This window comes from Nonomuraea sp. NPDC050451 (genome assembly GCF_044458585.1).
Genome location: NZ_JBITHZ010000021.1, coordinates 1 through 17,228, shown reverse-complemented (window position 1 = coordinate 17,228; position 17,228 = coordinate 1). Strand labels below are relative to the sequence as shown.

Below are 17,228 nucleotides of genomic sequence, written 5' to 3'. Positions count from 1 at the left end.
TGGGAGAGTGTGATCCTTCAGCGACGCAGGGTGACCACATGCCAGAGCCCCCCAGGCACAATCTTCCGGCGGAGCCCAACCGGTTCGTTGGTCGCGAGCGCGATCTCGACGAGCTGCGCGGGCTGTTCCGCGAGACGCGCGTGGTCACGTTGTGCGGCGTGGGCGGCATCGGCAAGACCCGGCTGGCCCTGCGGGTCGCGGCCGGGCTGGTCTCCGCGTACCCCGACGGCGTCTGGCTGGTCGAGCTGGCCAGGCTGCGCCACCCCGAGCTGGTCGACCAGGAGATCGGCCGGGTGCTCGGCGTGCGGGAGGAGGCGGGCCGCCCGGTGTTCGGCACCGTCCTCGACCGGCTGCGTGACCTGCACTGCCTGCTGCTGCTCGACAACTGCGAGCATCTCATCGACAGGTGCGCCGAGGTCGCCGCGGCGCTGATCGCGGCCTGCCCGCGCCTGAGCGTCCTGGCCACCAGCAGGGAGCCGCTGCGCATCGCCGGCGAGCTGATCTGGCGGGTCCCACCGCTCGACCTCCCCGACGAGGGCAACCCCGGCGAGGCCGGTCCCATGAGGGGCGGCCCCGAGACAGAGCCCGCCCGGGGCGCCCCCGAGGAAGAGTCCGCACAGAGGCGTCCCGAGGCCGAGTCCGTGCAGCTCTTCCTGGACCGGGCGACGGCCACCGGCACCAGGCTGGGTCCCGGCAGCCTGCCCGACGTGGTGCGGCTGTGCCGGGCGCTCGACGGGCTGCCGCTGGCGCTGGAGCTGGCGGCGGCCCGTACGAGCCTGCTCAGCCCCGGGCAGATCGCCGACCGCATCGACGACCGGTTCTCGCTGCTCACCACCGGCGGCCGCACCGCCCCCGCCAGGCAGCGCACGCTGCTCGCGGCCGTCGAGTGGAGCTACGACCTGCTGTCGGCGAAGGAGCAGGTGCTGCTGCGCAGGCTGTCGGTGTTCGCCGGGGACTTCGACCTCGACCTGGCCGAGCAGGTCTGCGCCGAGCGGCCCATCTCGGAGGCGGAGATCGTAGATCTGCTCGGCGGGCTGGTCGACAAGTCCCTCGTGCTGTGTGACGAGAGCCGCAGGCGCTACTGGCTGCTGGAGACCATCAAGCGCTACGCGGTGGACTGCCTTCAGAAGGCCGGCGAGCGCGAGGTCCTGCGCGAGCGCCACCTGCACGTGGTCTGCGAGCTGCAGGAGCGCCACTTCGCCACCGAGATGGTCGAGCCGGGCGTGCCGTGGGCGCGCCGCCTCGAAGCGCTGACCATGAGCAAGAGCCTCGTCGACGACCAGCGGATGGCGCTCGACTGGTCCGTGGAGTCCGGCAACGTGCCGCTGGGCCTGCGCCTCTGCGCCGCCAGCAGCGGGCTGCTGCCGCTCTGCGGAAACCTGACGGAGATCGTCACCTGGATCGAGCGGCTGCTGTCGCTCGACCTGACCCAGGTGCCCGGCGAGCAGATCGCGCAGGCCAGGGGCTACCTCGCCTACGGCCTGGAGGCCAGGGACGAGCTGAGCCGCTCCCTGGCGCTGGCCGAGGAGAGCCTGGCCGGGGTCACCGAGGACAACACGTTCGCGCGCTGCGTCATCCACAGCCTCATCGTCGTCGTGCTGCTGCGCATGGGCAGGCCCGAGGACGCGGTGCACCACGCGGAGGAGGGCCTGGCCCTGGCACTGCGGTCGGGCGACGCATGGAACCAGGCGGCGGGGCTGGCCGGACTGTCGGCCGTGGCACTGACGCGGGGGCGGCTGCGCGAGGCGCAGCGGCACGGCGAGGAGGCGCTCGCCCGGGCCCGCGAGCACGGCCACCGGTGGATCATGGCCAGGACCGCCACCCAGCTCGGCGCGGTGGCCGAGTTCCGCGGCGACCTGGTGACCGCCAAGGCCCACTACGAGATGGTCGTCCCGTGGCTGCGCGAGCTGGGCAGCGACCTCGACCTGTCGCGCGCCCTGGCCAGGGTCGGCAGGGTGACGGCGATGCTGCACGAGTTCGCCGCCGCGCGGGATTGGCTGACCGCCAGCCTCGCCCTGGGCCGGGAGACCGGGCAACGCCACGGCGTGGCCCTGTGCCTGGTCGGGCTGTCGGTGCTGGCGGAGCGCGAGGGCGACCTGGAGGGCGCCGTGCTGGCGGCGGGCGCGGCGGCCAGGCTGCGCGAGTCGATCGGGCAGCAGTCACCCACGATCAGGATCGAGGAACTGCTCGGCCGGGCCCGCACCAAGCTGGGCGACGGCCGCACCACCTCCCTATGGTCGCGGGGCCGGGCCATGAGCCCCGACGACGCCGCCCGCCACGTGCTGGAGGGCGAGCGCATCGCGCAGAAGGCGCCGGTGGTGACCGAGCCGGTCAGGCACTCGCTGCTGACGGCCCGCGAGCAGGAGGTCGCCGGCCTGCTCACCCGGGGGCTGTCCAACCGCGCCATCGCGACGGAGCTGGTGATCAGCCCTGCCACGGTCGCCCGCCACATCGCCAACATCATGGAGAAGCTGGGCTACACGTCGCGGGCCCAGATCGCGGTCTGGGCAGCCGAGCACCCGACCGTCGCAAGGTGACCGCGGTTCTGCATAGGGATCTGCATATTCCGCCCCATGTATGCATGAGGGGCCCTCCCTACCGTGGGCCACATGGATGAGCGCATCGTCATGGTGGACTCGGGCACCGGCCTGAGGCTCACCGAGGAGCAGCTGGACGAGAGGTCTGCAGTCGCGGCCGTCCAGCTGCGGCGCCGAGGTGTGCGCGCGGGTGACGCCGTGCTCATCTGCCTGCCCGTGGGTGCCGACCTGCTGGTGGCGGCCGACGCGGTGATCGCCGCGGGCGGCGTCGCCTGGCCGCTGCCGTGCGATCTCGACACGGGCGCCTTCAGGGACCAGATCCACGCGAGCGGCGCCCGCGTGATGATCTCCGACGTGCCGGGGGCGCTCGACGCGGCGGACGAATCACGCGTACGGATCGTGCTGAGCGTCGCCGACCTCGGCGCCCTACATTCATATCCAACCAGTCGCGAACTCTGCACGGAAAGTGATCCCATCAGCCCCTGAAGCAGGGGAGACTTGGCATCGGATGTGATCCCCCCGCGACCACCTGGGCCCCACATGATCGCGCAAGTCCCGCATAATCTCCCCGCCGAGCCCAACCGCTTCGTCGGGCGCGTCCGCGACGTGGCCGAGCTGGCGGTGCTCGTCCACGAAGAACGCGTGGTCACGCTCAGCGGCGTGGGCGGCATCGGCAAGACGCGGCTCGGCCTGCGCGTGGCGGCGCAGGAGCTGAGCCGCTTCCCCGACGGCGTGTGGCTGGTCGAGCTGGCCCGCATCGGCAACCCCGAGCTGATCGTCAACGAGATGGCCGAGGTGCTCGGCGTACGCGACGAGGTGCCCGGGCGGCTGCTGGACGGCCTGCGCACGCGCCTGCGCACGGCCAGGGCGCTGATCGTGCTGGACAACTGCGAGCACCTGGTCGAGCGCTGCGCCGAGCTGGTGTCCGGTCTGACCGCCGAGTGCCCCGAGCTGCGGTTCCTGCTCACCAGCCGCGAGCCGCTGCGCATCCCGGGCGAGCTGGTCTGGCGGGTGCCGCCGCTGGAGCTGCCCGACGAGCGGCATCCCGAGGCCGAGTCCGTGCTGCTGTTCGTCGAGCGGGCGCTCGCGGCGGGCGCGAGCGGGGTGGCGGCCGTCATGGACGACGTCGTACGCCTGTGCCACGCGCTCGACGGCCTGCCGCTCGCGCTGGAGCTGGCGGCGGCCCGTACGAGCCGGCTGAGCCCCGGGCACATCGCCGACCGCCTGGCCGGTCGCGACGGCGGGCGCTTCGGCCTGCCCGCCACCGGCGAGCGCACGGCACCCGCCAGGCAGCGCACGCTCCTGGCCACCGTCGAGTGGAGCCACGAGCTCCTCCCGCCCAAGGAGCGGGTGCTGCTGCGCCGGCTCTCGGTGTTCGCCGGGCCGTTCGACGTCGAGCTGGCCGAACGGGTCTGCGCCGACGGCGGCATCCTGCGCAAGGCCGAGCTGCCCGGCCTGCTCGCCGGCCTGGCCGGGAAATCGCTGGTGCGCCACCACATCCCCGGCCGCTACCGCCTGCTGGAGACCATCAAGCAGTACGCCGCCGAGCGCCTGGACGAGGCCGGCGAGGCCGCGCGCCTGCGCGACAGGCACCTGAAGGCGGTCTGCGAGGAGATGGAGCACTGCCACGAGTCGGGTTCGCTCGATCGCAGGACGCCGTGGGAGGAGCGCTTCGCCCATTTCACCAGGGGCAGAGCCCTCCTCGACGACTCCAGGAACGCGGTCGACTGGGCGGTGGAGTCGCGCGACCCCGTGCTCGGGCTGCGCCTGGCCCGCGCCGCCATGGCCGTCATGGCCGTCCGCGGCGACCTGGGCGAGAGCGTCGGCTGGCACGAGCGGCTGCTCGCGCTTGACCTGTCCGGCGTGCCCGCCGACCTGGTCGCGGTGGCCAGGAGCGGGCTGGCGTACGGGCTGGAGCTCGCCGACGAGCTGGGCCGGGCCGAAGAGCTGGTCGTGCGGGGTCTCGAGGAGCAGAAGCGGCACCCGTACACCCACTGGCTGGGCATCACGTACGGCGTGGCGCTGACCGTGCTCTTCCGCACCGGGCAGAGCGAGCGGGCGCGGTGTTACGCCGCGGAGCTGGAGGCGGCGGCCGGCGCCCACGACGACCTGTTCAACCTGGTCACGGCCAGGATCGCCCAGCTCAACCTGGCGCTCTTCCACGGCCGGCCGGACGAGGCCCGGCGCTACGGCGAGGAGGCGCTCGCGCTGGCGAGGGAGGCAGGGCATCACTGGTCGCTGGCCAGGGCGCTGACCCACCTGGGCGCGGTGGCGGAGGCCGCGGGCGACCTGGAGACCGCCAGGTCGCACCATGCCGCCGCGCTGCCGCTGCTGGAGGACCTGGACAACCGGATCGAGCTGGCCCGCTGCCAGGCCCAGATCGGCCGGGTGGCGGCCGGGCTGCACGACCACGCCGCGGCCAGGGGGCACATAGCCGACAGTCTGGCGCTGAGCAGGCAGACGGGCCAGCGCAGGGGGATCGTCCGCGCGCTCATGGCCGTCTCCGCCCTGGCGCAGGCGCGGGAAGACCTGGAGGGCGCGGTGCTCGCGGCCTCGGCCGCCACCGCGCTGCGCGAGTCCATCGGGCAGGTCGGCGCGTCCGGCCGGATCGAGGAACTGCTGGCGCTCGCCCGCGCGCGGCTCGGGGCGGACCGGGTGGACCTGCTCTGGGCCAGGGGGACGGGGATGCCGCCGGAGGAGGTGGCCGGGCTGGTGCTCGACGGCGATCCCGGGTCGGCCGCGCCGCCGCCGCGCGTGCCCGTCCAGGACGGGCTGACCGCGCGGGAGCGGGAGATCGCCGCGATGCTGGCCCGCGGCCTGAGCAACCGCGGCGTCGCCGAGGCACTGGTGATCAGCCCGGCCACCGTGGCCAGGCACGTCGCCATCATCATGGAGAAGCTGGGCTTCGACTCGCGGGCGCGGATCGCGGTCTGGGCGGCCGAACACGAGGTCGACGCGGAGCGAACATAAGCTCAGCTCCATGCCGTACGCGCCCCATTTCCCCGTCATGCTCAGGACCGACGACGGGGTACGCCTCAACGCCGCCCACACCCCCTCGACACGGCGACGGCTCCCCAGCGACCGAGCCCGCCTCCACGGAGTGGAGGCCATGAACACAGGGATTGTCATGGCGCACGGGTTCACGGGTTCGTGGCGGGATCGCACCGCGCGGCGCATCGTGCACGTGCTGAGCGGGTACGGCGGCGTGGTCGCCTTCGACTTCCGCGGCCACGGGCGCTCCGGCGGTGAGACCACGGTGGGCGACCTGGAGATCCTCGACCTGGACGCCGCCGTCCGGCACGCCCGCGTGGCCGGCTACTCCAAGATCGCGGTCGTGGGCTTCTCCATGGGGGCGGCGGTGGCCGTACGGCACGCGGGCCTGCGCGGCGGCGTGGACGCCGTGGTGGCGGTGAGCGGCCCGGCCCGCTGGTACTACCGCGGCACCAAGCCGATGCGGCAGGTCCACTGGGCCATCGAGCGGCCGTTCGGGCGCCTGGCGGCGAGGGTGGTCAAGCGGACGAGGATCGCCCGCGGCGAGTGGGACCCGATCCCGGTGCCGCCGCACGAGGCCGCCGCGCTCATCTCGCCGACCCCGCTGCTGATCGTGCACGGCGACCAGGACGCGTTCTTCCCGCTCGACCACGCGCACCAGCTCTACGCCGGCGCACGCGAGCCCAAGGAGCTCTGGATCGAGCCCGGGTACGGCCACGCGGAGACCGCCGCGCCCCCCGAACTCATCCGCAGAATCGGCAAGTGGATCTCCTCGAACCTTTTGTGAGTTAAACGCGTCTATCTAGGACGGAAAGAAAGAAACCACCGGGAGAAAGTCTCTGGGGAAGGAAACCGTCGCCGCGGTGGACGTGGGACATACTTCCGGTAGCGGGATCTGTACCTAGCGTTGCGGGGGCGCGCTGGGTGCACGTCCCGTGGCACGACGAAGGGCCTCGCGGCATGCCGCGAGGCCCTTCTCGACGGGGCTAGCCGAGCCGCGCGATCGTCTTGTACTCCAGGTAGCCGTTCAGGCCCTCGGGGCCCAGCTCGCGGCCGATGCCGCTGGCCTTGTAGCCGCCGAAGGGCGCGTTGGTCTCCAGCATGAAGCAGTTGACGCCGTACGTGCCCGTGCGGACCTGGCGGGCCACGTCCATGCCGTGCTCGGCGTCGGCCGTCCACACCGAGCCGGCCAGGCCGTAGTCGCTGTCGTTGGCGATGCGTACGGCGTCCGCCTCGTCCTCGTACGGGATCACGGCCAGGACCGGGCCGAAGATCTCCTCGCGGGCGATGCGCATCTCGTTGGTGACGCCGGCGAAGACGGTGGGGGAGACGTACCAGCCGCGGTCATAGGGCCGGTCGAGGCCGCCGACGACGACCTTGGCGCCCTCGTCCATGCCGATCCTGATGTAGCCCTCCACCCGGTCCTGCTGCCGCTTGGCCACCAGCGGGCCGATGCCGGTCGCCGGGTCGGCGGGGTCGCCGACGGGCTGGGAGTTGACCATGTTCGCGACGGCCTCGACGACCTCGTCGTAGCGGTTGCGCGAGGCCAGGATGCGGGTCTGCGCCACGCAGGCCTGGCCGTTGTTCATGAGCGAGGCGATGGACAGGAAGCCCATGCTGGCGGCCAGGTCGGCGTCGTCCAGGACGATCGCGGCGGACTTGCCGCCCAGCTCCAGGCTGACCCGCTTGAGCTGCTCGCCGCAGATGGCGGCGATGCGCCGGCCGGCCGCCGTCGAGCCGGTGAAGGCCACCTTGTCCACGCCGGGGTGGGAGATCAGGTGCTCGCCGACCTCGCGGCCGGCGGCCACGATGTTGAGCACGCCCGCCGGGATGCCCGCCTCGATCGCCCACTCGGCCAGCAGGTACGCGTCCAGCGGCGTCTCGGGGGCCGGCTTGAGCACGATGGTGCAGCCGGCCAGCAGCGCGGGCGCGACCTTGGTCATCGTGACGAACTGGGGCACGTTCCACGGCACCACGGCCGCCACCACGCCCACCGGCTCCCTGCGCACGGTGATCGGGCCGAACAGGCCCGGCCGCTGCTCCTCCTGCTCGAACGTCTTGCCGAGCTCTGCGTAGTACTGCAGCATGCCCAGCGGCTGGGGCGCCTGGGCGAGGTTCGAGAACGTGATCGGCGAGCCCATCTCCTCCGTGATGAGCTGGGCCATCTCGCCCTGCCGCTCGTTGTAGATCGCGGCCAGCCTGCCGATGGCCTCGGCCCGCTCGGCGAACGTCATCCGCGGCCACGGCCCGTGGTCGAACGCCTCCCTGGCGGCCGCGACCGCCCGGTCCATGTCCGCGGCCGTGCCGTCGGGCACCTGGCCGACGACCTCCTCGGTGTGCGGGGAGACGACGTCTATCGTTCCGGTGCCCGCGGGGGCCACCCATTCGCCCCCGATGAACAGCGTGTCGTGCCGGCGCATGTCGTGACCCTCCTGTTTGACCGAATGCTTGCTTGTTTTCGGACTTCCTCAAGGTGACCGAACCATGTTCTGTCCGGACACGCAAGAGGGGTGCGGCACGCTCTGCCGCACCCCTCTCCGGCTCTAACCGAGCAGGTGCTCCATGGACCTCTTGACGAGATCGGCGCGCGTGGCCGGGTCGGTCACGCTCTCAGCGCCGAAGCCCAGGTAGACGGTGTCCTTGGTGACGATGCCGGCACCCTCCTCGAACACCTGGTCCGTCCTGAACCAGTTGTTGATCGACGGCGAGGTGCCCTCGGGAGGCGCCCCGACGGCCCAGCCGCCCAGGTCCGACTCGAACGAGGTCTGCTCGGTCGTCACGCCGTCCAGGGCGACCGCGAAGTCGTCCAGGAAGACGCCCGCGCCCTGGGTGCCCCAGTCGCTGATGTAGGAGATCGACAGCTCGACCTGCTTGCCCGCGTACGGGGTCAGGTCGATCTTCCACTGCTGCCAGCCGGCCGAGTTGCCGGTGGCCGCGTTCCAGGCGCCGGAGGTGCCCGTGGACTCGCAGTTGGGGCCCTGGTAGCGCCGGGTGAACGGGTGGATCGTCCACCAGCCCTCGCCGCCGCTGGGCGGGTCGCAGCTGCTGCCGGTCACTTGGGTGGTGTGCCCGTTGGCGTCCGGAAGCGTGGTCCAGTCGTCGCCGCCGGCCGTGTGCGCCTCGACCGCGAGGTAGTCCCAGGTGTTCTCGGTGTCGTACGAGGTCCAGAACGTCAGCTCGCCGCTGCTCTTGCCGGTCAGGTCGATCGTCTTGGTCAGCCGCTTCCACGAGACGTCGGCGATGCCGCTGTAGACGTCCCATGCCCCGGAGTGCGGGTCGAACGGGCCGCCCGGGCGTACCCACTTGACCTGCGCCGAGCTCGCGAACAGCGGGAACTGCTGCGCGGGCAGGATGGCCGAGGTGGCCACGAACGAGTTGGTGTGGCCAGGCTCGATCGTCGCGCCGAAGCCGTCGAACGTGCCGCCGTTGCCCGCCAGCCCGAACGGCTGGCCCGTGTTGTGGTCGGTGCCGGCGTCGTCGAAGAAGACGTACGCGCCCAGCCAGTACTGCTGGAAGTCGTTGAACACCGGGATGCACGGCGGGTCGTCCGGGACCGTGCACTCCGCCTGCGCCGGCTGGTCGGGCTGGTAGTAGTAGGCGCCGTTGTTGTTGGCCGCGAACGACGGGTACTTGCCGGCGTGCAGCAGCTTGCCGCCCTCGTTCAGGTAGTCGCGGACCGCGAGCTCGGTGTCCACGCCGCCCTTGGAGGTCGTGCCTCCCACCTGGCCGGGCGACCTCGGGATGATGTCGTCGCCGGTCTCCCACACCACGGCCTTGTAGTGGCTGAGCACGCCCAGCGGGTGCGGGGCCTTCCGGCCCGCCTTGTCCATGTCGTACACGTCCGAGGTGTAGCCGGCCGCCGTGAGCGCCGCGGTGTACTCGTCGGCGTACTTGGCCTCGGTCACGCCCTGCGCCGGGCTGAGGCCCGTGACGTCCTCCGTGGCGAGGATCAGCACCTTGCCGCCGATGTCGGTCGCCACGGTGTAGGTGAAGTCGGCGCTCTTCCTGCCGATCGAGGCGAACCAGACCTTCACCTTGTCGCCCGGCTTGGTGCCGGTGATCTTGCCGCGCAGCCGGTGGTAGTAGCGGTTGTAGCCGCTGCCGTACCGCTCGCCGCCCTTCCACTCGCCCGTCAGGACCGTCTTGGTGCGGCCGCCGTTGACCTGGTAGTTCAGGAGGACCGGGCCGAGCTTGCGCTTGGCGTTGACCTGGACGACCTGGTCCTTGCCGTAGCTGACCTCGAACGGGTCGATCTCGAAGTCCGGGGTCTTGTTGCCCAGGTGGTTCACCGGCTCGACGGGGTTGACCGCGGACCTGGCCACGTCGAGCGCGAACGGCAGGCCCTTCTCGAACTCGGCCTGCACCAGCGCCTCGTCGTCGGGGAAGACGAACCCGCAGCCGTCGCAGCCCTCGTTCAGCTCCGGCGTCCACGACAGCGTGCCGTACTGGCGGTGGGCATGGTCGTTGGTGTCGCCGTTCGTGGTGTAGAGCTCGGCCCCGAGGTCCGGGTCGAAGCCGGGGACGGCCGGGTTGGCGTCGTTGCCGGTGATGGCCTCGTAGATCGGGTTGTCGGCCGTCTCCGTGGCGATCTGGAAGCCGCTCGGGTAGAGCAGCAGCGGGCCGTAGGAGTGGTAGTTGAGCTGCATCTCGAACCCGATGCGCCTGAGCAGGCCGTCCATGGCCTTTGTCTCCGGCTCGCTGGCCGGGGCCGTGCCGCGGTAGGTGTCGCTGCTCGGGATGCTCGACGAGCCTTCCTCGTCGTAGTGGAAGTTCGTCGGGAAGTTCCGGTTCGGGTCGACGCCGTCGCCGACCGTGATCTTGCCGTCGCCGTTGATGTCGCGCAGGTTCTTGCGCCACAGGCGGTTGCCCTCGGTGAACGTGAAGTCGTACCCGTCGGGGTTGGCCACCGGCACGAACCACAGCTCGGTCTTGTTGAGCAGGTCCTTCAGCGCGGCCTTGTTCGCGGTCACGTACTTCAGCAGCCGCATGTCCACCTCAGTGGCGATCCACTCGCGGGCGTGCTGCGTGGCGGAGTAGAGCGTCGAGGGCTTGATGCCGTCGGGCAGCAGCCGGGCGCCCGTGGTGACCTTGACGGCCAGGATGTCCTGGCCCTTCAGCGTCTTGCCGATCGACTGGAGCTTGACGATGTCCTTGTTGGCGTTCGCGATGGCCTTGAGCTGGTCGGCGATGCCGCCCGCCTCGGAATAGGACTTCCACACGGTGTAGCCGGAGGCCGCCTGCGCCTTGGCGGCCTCGAGCTGGGTCTGTCCCTGGGGATTGCGTACGGGCTCGGGTTTGTGGCCGAGCTTGCGCAGCGCATCCAGGTCGGCCTGTGCGGCGGTGAGCTCGATGTGTTCCTGGTCGCCCTTGTTCTGCTGCTGGACGACGTCGAAGCCTTTTTCCCTGAGTGTCTGCGCGGTGCCCGGGGCGCTGTCGAGCTGGTAGAGCTCGATGCGGTCGCGGGGCGGTAGCGGGTCCACGGACGCCTGCGCGGTCGTGGCCACGATGGACGTGCCTAAGCCGAGGATGACGGCGGTGGCGAGGGTCAATGTTCGAGACACGATCTGCCCCTTCGCAGAGACGAGTTCGATCGCCATCTCAGACCGTTGGAGCGATCTAGACAAGGCCCAATCTTTAGGTCCGCCTTAATTCGGACAAATCACCAGAAATGTCGCCAAAGGTGCGGCAGTTCGGCCGTTCGGGTGACAGGCATCAAGATCATCTTCTATAGTTTCGGTCCGTCTATGAGGGGAGGGGGCGGGTGTGAGAACCGGGCGGATCGCCGTTCTTGTCGCCGTCCTCGCCGGGCTGCTCGGCCTCCCCGCGCCATCTCCCGCCGCGGCCGATCCCAGCCCTGCTGACCTGCGGAAACTCACCAAACAGGCCGAGCTGCTCGAAAAGCGCTACCGCGGCCAGATCCAGAGCCTGGAGGAGATCAAGCTCCAGGTGAAGCGGGCCACCACCACTTCCGGCACCCTTCAGGCCCAGCTGAAGGACGCGCAAGCGGACGTGGCGGACATCGCGCAGACCGCGTACATGGTGGGGCCCCTCGACACCTTCCGGCTCCTCACCCCCAACGCCGACCCGACCGTGATACTGGGGCAGGCGGCCAACATGAACTACATGGCCGACGAGCGCACCAGGCGCGTCCAGAGCGTCCAGAAGCTGATCGACAAGTCCAAAGAGGCGAAGATCGCCGCCAACGACAAGATCGAGAAGCTGCGCAAGGAGATCAAGAACCTCCAGAGCAAGCAGCGCGAGGTCGAGAAACTGCTCGCCAAGTACGGCTTCCAGCAGCCCGGCGGCGCCGAGGGTCTGACCCAGCGCATGATCGACGTGCGTGCCGCCATCATGCAGAACTTCCCCATGAAGTACGGCGTGGGCTGCCTGCGCCCCGGCGACCCCGGCGAGCACGGCAAGGGCCGGGCCTGCGACTTCATGATGTCCCGGGGCGGCACCATGGCCACCGGGTCCGACGAGGCCCGCGGTGACGCCCTGGCCGACTACCTGATCAAGAACGGCGCCCGGATCGGCGTCATGTACATCATCTGGAAGCAGCGCTACTACGACATCCGGTCAGGCGGCGGCTGGGACCCGATGTCGGACCGCGGCGGGGTCACGGCCAACCACTACGACCACGTTCACGTGTCGGTGTTCTGAGCCCGGATGTGCTCCCGCAGCCAGCGGTAGGAGGCCTTCGGGGTGCGGCGCCGGCTCTCGAAGTCGACGTGTACGAGGCCGAAGCGCTGGTGGTAGCCCTCGGCCCACTCGAAGTTGTCCAGCAGGGACCAGACGAAGTAGCCCCGTACGTCCACGCCCTCGGCCATGGCCCGGCGCATCGCCGCGATGTGGCCCTCCAGGAACTCGATGCGGGAGTGGTCCTCCAGCGTGTCGTCGGTCGAGCAGCCGTTCTCGGTGATGTGGACGGGCGGGAGCGCGCTGCCGTACCTGGACTTGAGGCCGGTCAGGAGCTCGCGCAGGCCGTCGGGGACGACCGGCCAGCCGAACGCGGTGGTGGGGTAGCCGGTGATGCCCGCGTCCGCGAAGGGGAGGCCCTCGTCGGTGGGTGCGGCGATGCGGGTGGGGTTGTAGTAGTTGATGCCCAGGCCGTCCAGCGGGGTGGCGATGATGTCGAGGTCGCCGTCCCGGACGAAGTCGACGTTCTGGGTGTAAGCCGACAAGTCCGGATATTTGCCGAGAAGTACGGGGTCGTTGAAGAGGCGGTTGTGGAGGATGTCGTAGGCCTCCGCCGCCTTCAGGTCGGCTTCTTCCTGGGACGCGGGCCAGACCGGGGTGCAGTTGTTGGTGATGGCGACCTGGCGGGCGCCGGCCGCCCTCAGGGCCTGCACGGCCAGGCCGTGGGCCAGGAGCTGGTGGTGGGCGGCGGGGAGCGCGTCCGTGAGGAGGGCCTGGCCGGGGGCGTGGATGCCCATGGCGTATCCGTAGGCCATGTGGACGAACGGCTCGTTCAGGGTGATCCAGAAGGGGACGCGGTCGGCCAGGCGGGCGGCGACGGTGGCGGCGTACTCGGCAAAATTTCCCGAAATATCGCGGTTAATCCACCCACCGCGATCTTGCAGCGCCTGCGGCAGGTCCCAGTGGAACAGCGTCGGCACCGGCTGGATGCCCTTCTCCAGCAGCGCGTCCACCAGCCGCTCGTAGAAGTCGAGCCCCGCCGCGTTGACCTCGCCGTCCCCCTGCGGCTGGACGCGCGGCCAGGCGATGGAGAAGCGGTAGGCGTTCACCCCGAGGCCGGACATGAGCTCGACATCCTCACGCCACCGGTGATAGTGGTCGCACGCGACGTCCCCCGTATGCCCGTCCCTGGTGCGGCCCGGCTCGTGGGCGAAGGTGTCCCAGATGGAGACGCCCCTCCCGTCCTCCTTGACCGCGCCCTCGATCTGGTACGCCGCCGTGGCCGTCCCCCACAGGAACATCCCGGGCTCCTTTCGTCTATGGGAACTTTAATGTCAGTAATAGGTCAGGATGGGGTCATGACGAGTACTTTGCGCCGCCGTCCCGCCCAGCGCCGGAGCGTGGAGCGGGTGGAGCGGATGCTCGACGAATGCGCGATCCTGCTTGACGAGGTCGGCTACGAGGCGATGACCACCAAAGAGGTCGCACGCCGCGCCGAAGTCCCGATCGGCACCTTTTACCAGTTCTTCCACGACAAGCAGGGGTTGGTGCGGGCTCTGGCGCGGCGCAACCTCGAAGCGTTCCTCTCCCGCGTCATCGACCGCATCCCCAAGGCCGACCTCGGACACTGGACGGACCTGGTGGACCTGGCCATCGACGAGTTCGTCGCCATGAAGCGCACCACGCCGGGATTCGCGGTGCTGGACTTCGGCGAGGTCCTCCTCGCCCCCGGCGGCCCGGCGGTCGGCGGGAGCAAGAAGGCGCTGGACGGGACGCAGGAGAACAACATGGTGGTGGCCGAGCGGCTGCGCACCCTCACCCTCGAACTCCTGGACGCGCCCGTGGGGCCGGGTCTGGATCGCGCGCTGCTGGTGGCGGTGGAGGCGACGGACGCGGTGCTCAAGCTGGCGTTCCGCGTGGATCCGTGCGGCGATGCGCTGCTGATCGCCGAATGCAAACACCTCGTCCGCCGCTACCTCGCCGACCACCTCGCCTGACCACCCCTCTCACCCCCCTGCCTCGCTGCTGCGCTTGCGCGCCGTGGGCCTCGCCCTTCCGGCGCCGGGTCGGCGGGGTGTGGTCCGGTGGGCGTCGGGCCCCGGGCCGGGTTGGGTGGGTCGGAGGTCAGCTGGTGGTGTCGAGGCGGGTGCGGAGGTCGGGGTCGAGTTTGAGGTCGGTGGCGGCGACGGCCTCCTCCAGCTGGGCCATCGTCGAGACGCCCACGATCGGGACCACGCCGTCGGCCAGCAGCCATGCCAGCACCACCTGGTTGGTCGTGGCGCCCAGCTCGTCCGCGACCTCCCGCAGCACCGCGAGCCGCCGCGCGGTCCCCGGGTGGTCGTAGATCTCCGGGATGGGCCGGTCGGCGCGCGTGTAGCTGCCGAACATCAGCGTGTTGTACGCCCACAACGTCAGGTCAGGCTCGGCGGCCAGGTAGTCGAAGGTTTCATCCGTGGCGAGCCTGTGCCCCGACTCCGCGAGCTTGGTGAGCGGGCGGGGTCGCAGGTAGGTGTGGCGGAGCTGGAGGTAGGTGTAGGGGATCCAGCCGTGGGCGGCCGAGACGTTCCTGGCCCGTTCGAGGCGCCAGGTCGCCATGTTGCTCGCCCCCGCGCTGCGGATCTTGCCTGCCTGGGCGAGCTCGTTCAGCGCCCCCAGGGTCTCCTCCAGCGGGACGGAGCGGTCTTCGACGTGCGACCAGTACAGGTCGATGTGGTCCGTGCCCAGTCGCCGCAGGCTGCCCTCGGCGGCCTTGGCGATCGCGGGGGCGGACAGGCCCTCGGCGGAGGTCAGGGTGGTGTCGCCGGGGACCGTGGGGCGGGCGCCGCCCTTCGTGCTGATGAAGATCTCGTCGCGGTTGCCGCGGGCGGCCAGCCACGCGCCGATGGCCAGCTCGCTCTCGTCACCCGACCGGCCCTCCACCCAGAACGGGTAGTTGTTGGCCGTGTCGAGCATCGTGCCGCCGGCCTCGTGGAACCGGTCCAGGATGGCGAACGTGTCCCGCAGGTCGACGGTCGTGCCGAACGGAATCGTGCCGAGTGCGATGTTCATGGGCCCGACTTTGGGAGCTGGAGCGCACTCCATGTCAAGCCCGTTGACCTGGAGTGCGCTCCAGGTGGGATCCTGGTAAACGTGAGTGTCTACACGCCGGCGGAAGTTGTCGAGGAGACCGGCTTCAGCATCGACACCCTGCGTTATTACGAGAAGATCGGCCTGCTGGAGCGCGTCGGGCGCAACGCGGCCGGCCAGCGCAGGTTCAGTCAGGAGGACGTCGGTTGGCTCGGCACGCTGCGCTGCCTGCGTGACACGGGCATGCCCATCGCCAAGATGCTCCGCTTCGCCGAGCTCGTACGCGCCGGAGACCACACGATCCCCGACCGGATCAAGCTGCTGGAGGAGCACGACAGGCAGGTCAGGGAGCAGATCGACAAGCTGGCCGAGCGGCAGAAGTACATCCACAACAAGATTGGCTACTACCGCAGCCAGCTCTAGCCCTGTCTTTGCGGTCCGGCTGTTAAACCAAGATCCATGGCCGGATCGAGGGCGGAGCGGATCGACGAGCCGCTGCGCCGTGTCGCCAGGTTGTGCGCGGCGATGTTGTTCCTGTTGCTGGCGCATGTGACGGTCGTCCAGGCGTTCGGCTCGCGGCAGCTCAACGCCGACCACCGGAACGTGCGGCCGCTGATCGCCAGGTTCGACCATCCGCGCGGCGACATCCTCACCTACGAGGGCACCCCGATCGCCGTGAGCCGCCCGACCGGCGGCGGCCCGTACCTCTACCGGCGGGTCTACCGGGACGGGGAGCTGTACGCGGCCGTCACCGGCCACATGTCGCTCTACCGCTCCACCGGGATCGAGCAGGCGCGGGACGAGGTGCTGTCCGGGGAGGACCCGAAGGTCAAGGTGCGGTCGCTGGTCAGGGGTGGCGTCGTGGAGGGGGCCGACGTCCGGCTGACGATCAGCGAACGGGTGCAGCGGGCCGCGTACCAGGAGCTCAGGAGGATGGGGCTCCCGGGAGCGGTGGTGGCCGTCAACCCGGCGACGGGGGCGATCCTGGCGCTCGCCACCTATCCGACCTACGACCCGAACACCCTCACCACCTTCGACGCCGGGCGGCTCCACGAGACCTCGCGCCTGCTCCGGCAGGATCCGTCGCGACCCCTGCTCAACCGGGCGCTGAACCGGCTCTATCCGCCAGGGTCCACGTTCAAGCTGGTGACGGCGGCCGCGGCGCTGGCCTCCGGGGAGTACACCCCGACCGCGCTGGTGGACGCGCCCGTCCGGCTGCGGCTGCCCGGGACGCCGACGGTCCTGCAGAACGCGGGCGGCGGCGGGTGCGGGAAGCAGAAGCCGACGCTCACGGACGCGTTCCACGTGTCCTGCAACACCGCGTTCGCCAACATCGGGCTGCAGCTGGGGCAGGACCTGCTCAGGGACCAGGCGGAGGCGTTCGGGTTCAACGCGCCGAACCTGACGATCCCGCTCGTCGCCACGGCCAGCCGGTATCCGCTGGCCATGGATCGGGCGCAGACCGCCCTGTCGGCCATCGGGCACCATGACAGCCGGGTGACGCCGCTGATGGTCGCCATGCTGTCGGCCGCCGTGGCCAACAACGGGACCTTGATGCGGCCGTACCTGGTGGAGGAGGTACGGCTGGCCGACGGCTCGGTCATCGACCGCGCAGGCCCCTCCGTCTACCGCAAGGCCGTGTCACCGGCGCTGGCCAAGAGCCTGGCCGCGATGATGACGATGGCGCCGCGCACCGGGAAGTCGGCGGCCGCCCCCAAGAAGACGGCCGCCGCGGCTGTCATATCGGAGGTCATCCCGGGGACCGACGACCACGCGCTCGTCACCGCCTTCGCGCCCGCGGACGCGCCCGAGGTGGCGGTGGGGGTCGTGCTGGAGCGCCCCGGGGCGCGGGCCGACGCGGTGACCTCGATCGCCCGCGCGGTCATCGAGGCAGCCTTGCAGTGAGGGTCAGCGGTAGGCGGCGGCCTGGAGGGTGTAGAGGTCGGCGTAGAGGCCGTTGAGGGACATCAGGGTGTGGTGGTCGCCCTGTTCGGTGAT

General features: G+C 70.6%; 12 protein-coding genes. 8 read left to right on the top strand and 4 right to left on the bottom strand.

Going from position 1 to position 17,228, the window contains the following annotated elements:
- Positions 1 to 38 precede the first annotated feature (38 nt).
- From ACIBI9_RS42500 to ACIBI9_RS42485, 4 genes are all read left to right on the top strand, one after another.
- On the top strand, positions 39 to 2,537 hold the full coding sequence (locus tag ACIBI9_RS42500; protein ID WP_397231246.1) for a LuxR C-terminal-related transcriptional regulator: 2,499 nt from the start codon (positions 39 to 41) through the stop codon (positions 2,535 to 2,537).
- A gap of 72 nt (positions 2,538 to 2,609) precedes the next feature.
- Positions 2,610 to 3,023: an AMP-binding protein gene (locus tag ACIBI9_RS42495; RefSeq protein WP_397231244.1), complete on the top strand. Its 414-nt coding sequence runs from the start codon at positions 2,610 to 2,612 to the stop codon at positions 3,021 to 3,023.
- A 54-nt stretch (positions 3,024 to 3,077) separates the two neighbouring features.
- Positions 3,078 to 5,507, top strand: coding sequence for an ATP-binding protein (locus ACIBI9_RS42490; protein ID WP_397231242.1), 2,430 nt, complete (start codon positions 3,078 to 3,080; stop codon positions 5,505 to 5,507).
- 37 nt (positions 5,508 to 5,544) lie between these two features.
- Positions 5,545 to 6,315, top strand: coding sequence for an alpha/beta hydrolase (locus ACIBI9_RS42485; RefSeq protein ID WP_397231552.1), 771 nt, complete (start codon positions 5,545 to 5,547; stop codon positions 6,313 to 6,315).
- A gap of 199 nt (positions 6,316 to 6,514) precedes the next feature.
- On the opposite strand, the gene ACIBI9_RS42480 is transcribed toward ACIBI9_RS42485, so the two are convergent.
- Both ACIBI9_RS42480 and ACIBI9_RS42475 read right to left on the bottom strand, forming a co-directional pair.
- On the bottom strand, positions 6,515 to 7,948 hold the full coding sequence (locus ACIBI9_RS42480) for an aldehyde dehydrogenase (RefSeq protein ID WP_397231240.1): 1,434 nt from the start codon (positions 7,946 to 7,948) through the stop codon (positions 6,515 to 6,517).
- 123 nt (positions 7,949 to 8,071) lie between these two features.
- Positions 8,072 to 11,089 (bottom strand): M14 family zinc carboxypeptidase, encoded by a 3,018-nt coding sequence (locus ACIBI9_RS42475; RefSeq protein WP_397231238.1) that lies wholly within the window; start codon positions 11,087 to 11,089, stop codon positions 8,072 to 8,074.
- Between the two features lie 202 nt (positions 11,090 to 11,291).
- Between ACIBI9_RS42475 and ACIBI9_RS42470 the strand changes: the two genes are divergently transcribed.
- Complete coding sequence (locus ACIBI9_RS42470; RefSeq protein ID WP_397231236.1) at positions 11,292 to 12,188, top strand: coiled-coil domain-containing protein; 897 nt, start codon at positions 11,292 to 11,294, stop codon at positions 12,186 to 12,188.
- Here ACIBI9_RS42470 and ACIBI9_RS42465 read toward each other — a convergent pair.
- Positions 12,170 to 13,465 (bottom strand): GH1 family beta-glucosidase, encoded by a 1,296-nt coding sequence (locus ACIBI9_RS42465; RefSeq protein WP_397231234.1) that lies wholly within the window; start codon positions 13,463 to 13,465, stop codon positions 12,170 to 12,172. The two genes, ACIBI9_RS42470 and ACIBI9_RS42465, sit on opposite strands and share 19 nt — an antisense overlap.
- 57 nt (positions 13,466 to 13,522) lie before the next feature.
- On the opposite strand from ACIBI9_RS42465, the gene ACIBI9_RS42460 reads away from it, so the two are divergent.
- Positions 13,523 to 14,161 (top strand): TetR family transcriptional regulator, encoded by a 639-nt coding sequence (locus tag ACIBI9_RS42460; protein ID WP_397231232.1) that lies wholly within the window; start codon positions 13,523 to 13,525, stop codon positions 14,159 to 14,161.
- Positions 14,162 to 14,288: 127 nt separating this feature from the next.
- Here ACIBI9_RS42460 and ACIBI9_RS42455 read toward each other — a convergent pair whose 3' ends face one another.
- Positions 14,289 to 15,212: an aldo/keto reductase gene (locus ACIBI9_RS42455; RefSeq protein ID WP_397231230.1), complete on the bottom strand. Its 924-nt coding sequence runs from the start codon at positions 15,210 to 15,212 to the stop codon at positions 14,289 to 14,291.
- A gap of 81 nt (positions 15,213 to 15,293) precedes the next feature.
- On the opposite strand from ACIBI9_RS42455, the gene ACIBI9_RS42450 reads away from it, so the two are divergent.
- Positions 15,294 to 15,653, top strand: coding sequence for a MerR family transcriptional regulator (locus tag ACIBI9_RS42450; RefSeq protein WP_397231228.1), 360 nt, complete (start codon positions 15,294 to 15,296; stop codon positions 15,651 to 15,653).
- 36 nt (positions 15,654 to 15,689) lie between these two features.
- A complete protein-coding gene (locus ACIBI9_RS42445; RefSeq protein ID WP_397231226.1) occupies positions 15,690 to 17,135 on the top strand; it encodes a penicillin-binding transpeptidase domain-containing protein in 1,446 nt (481 codons plus the stop codon).
- Positions 17,136 to 17,228: the final 93 nt, after the last annotated feature.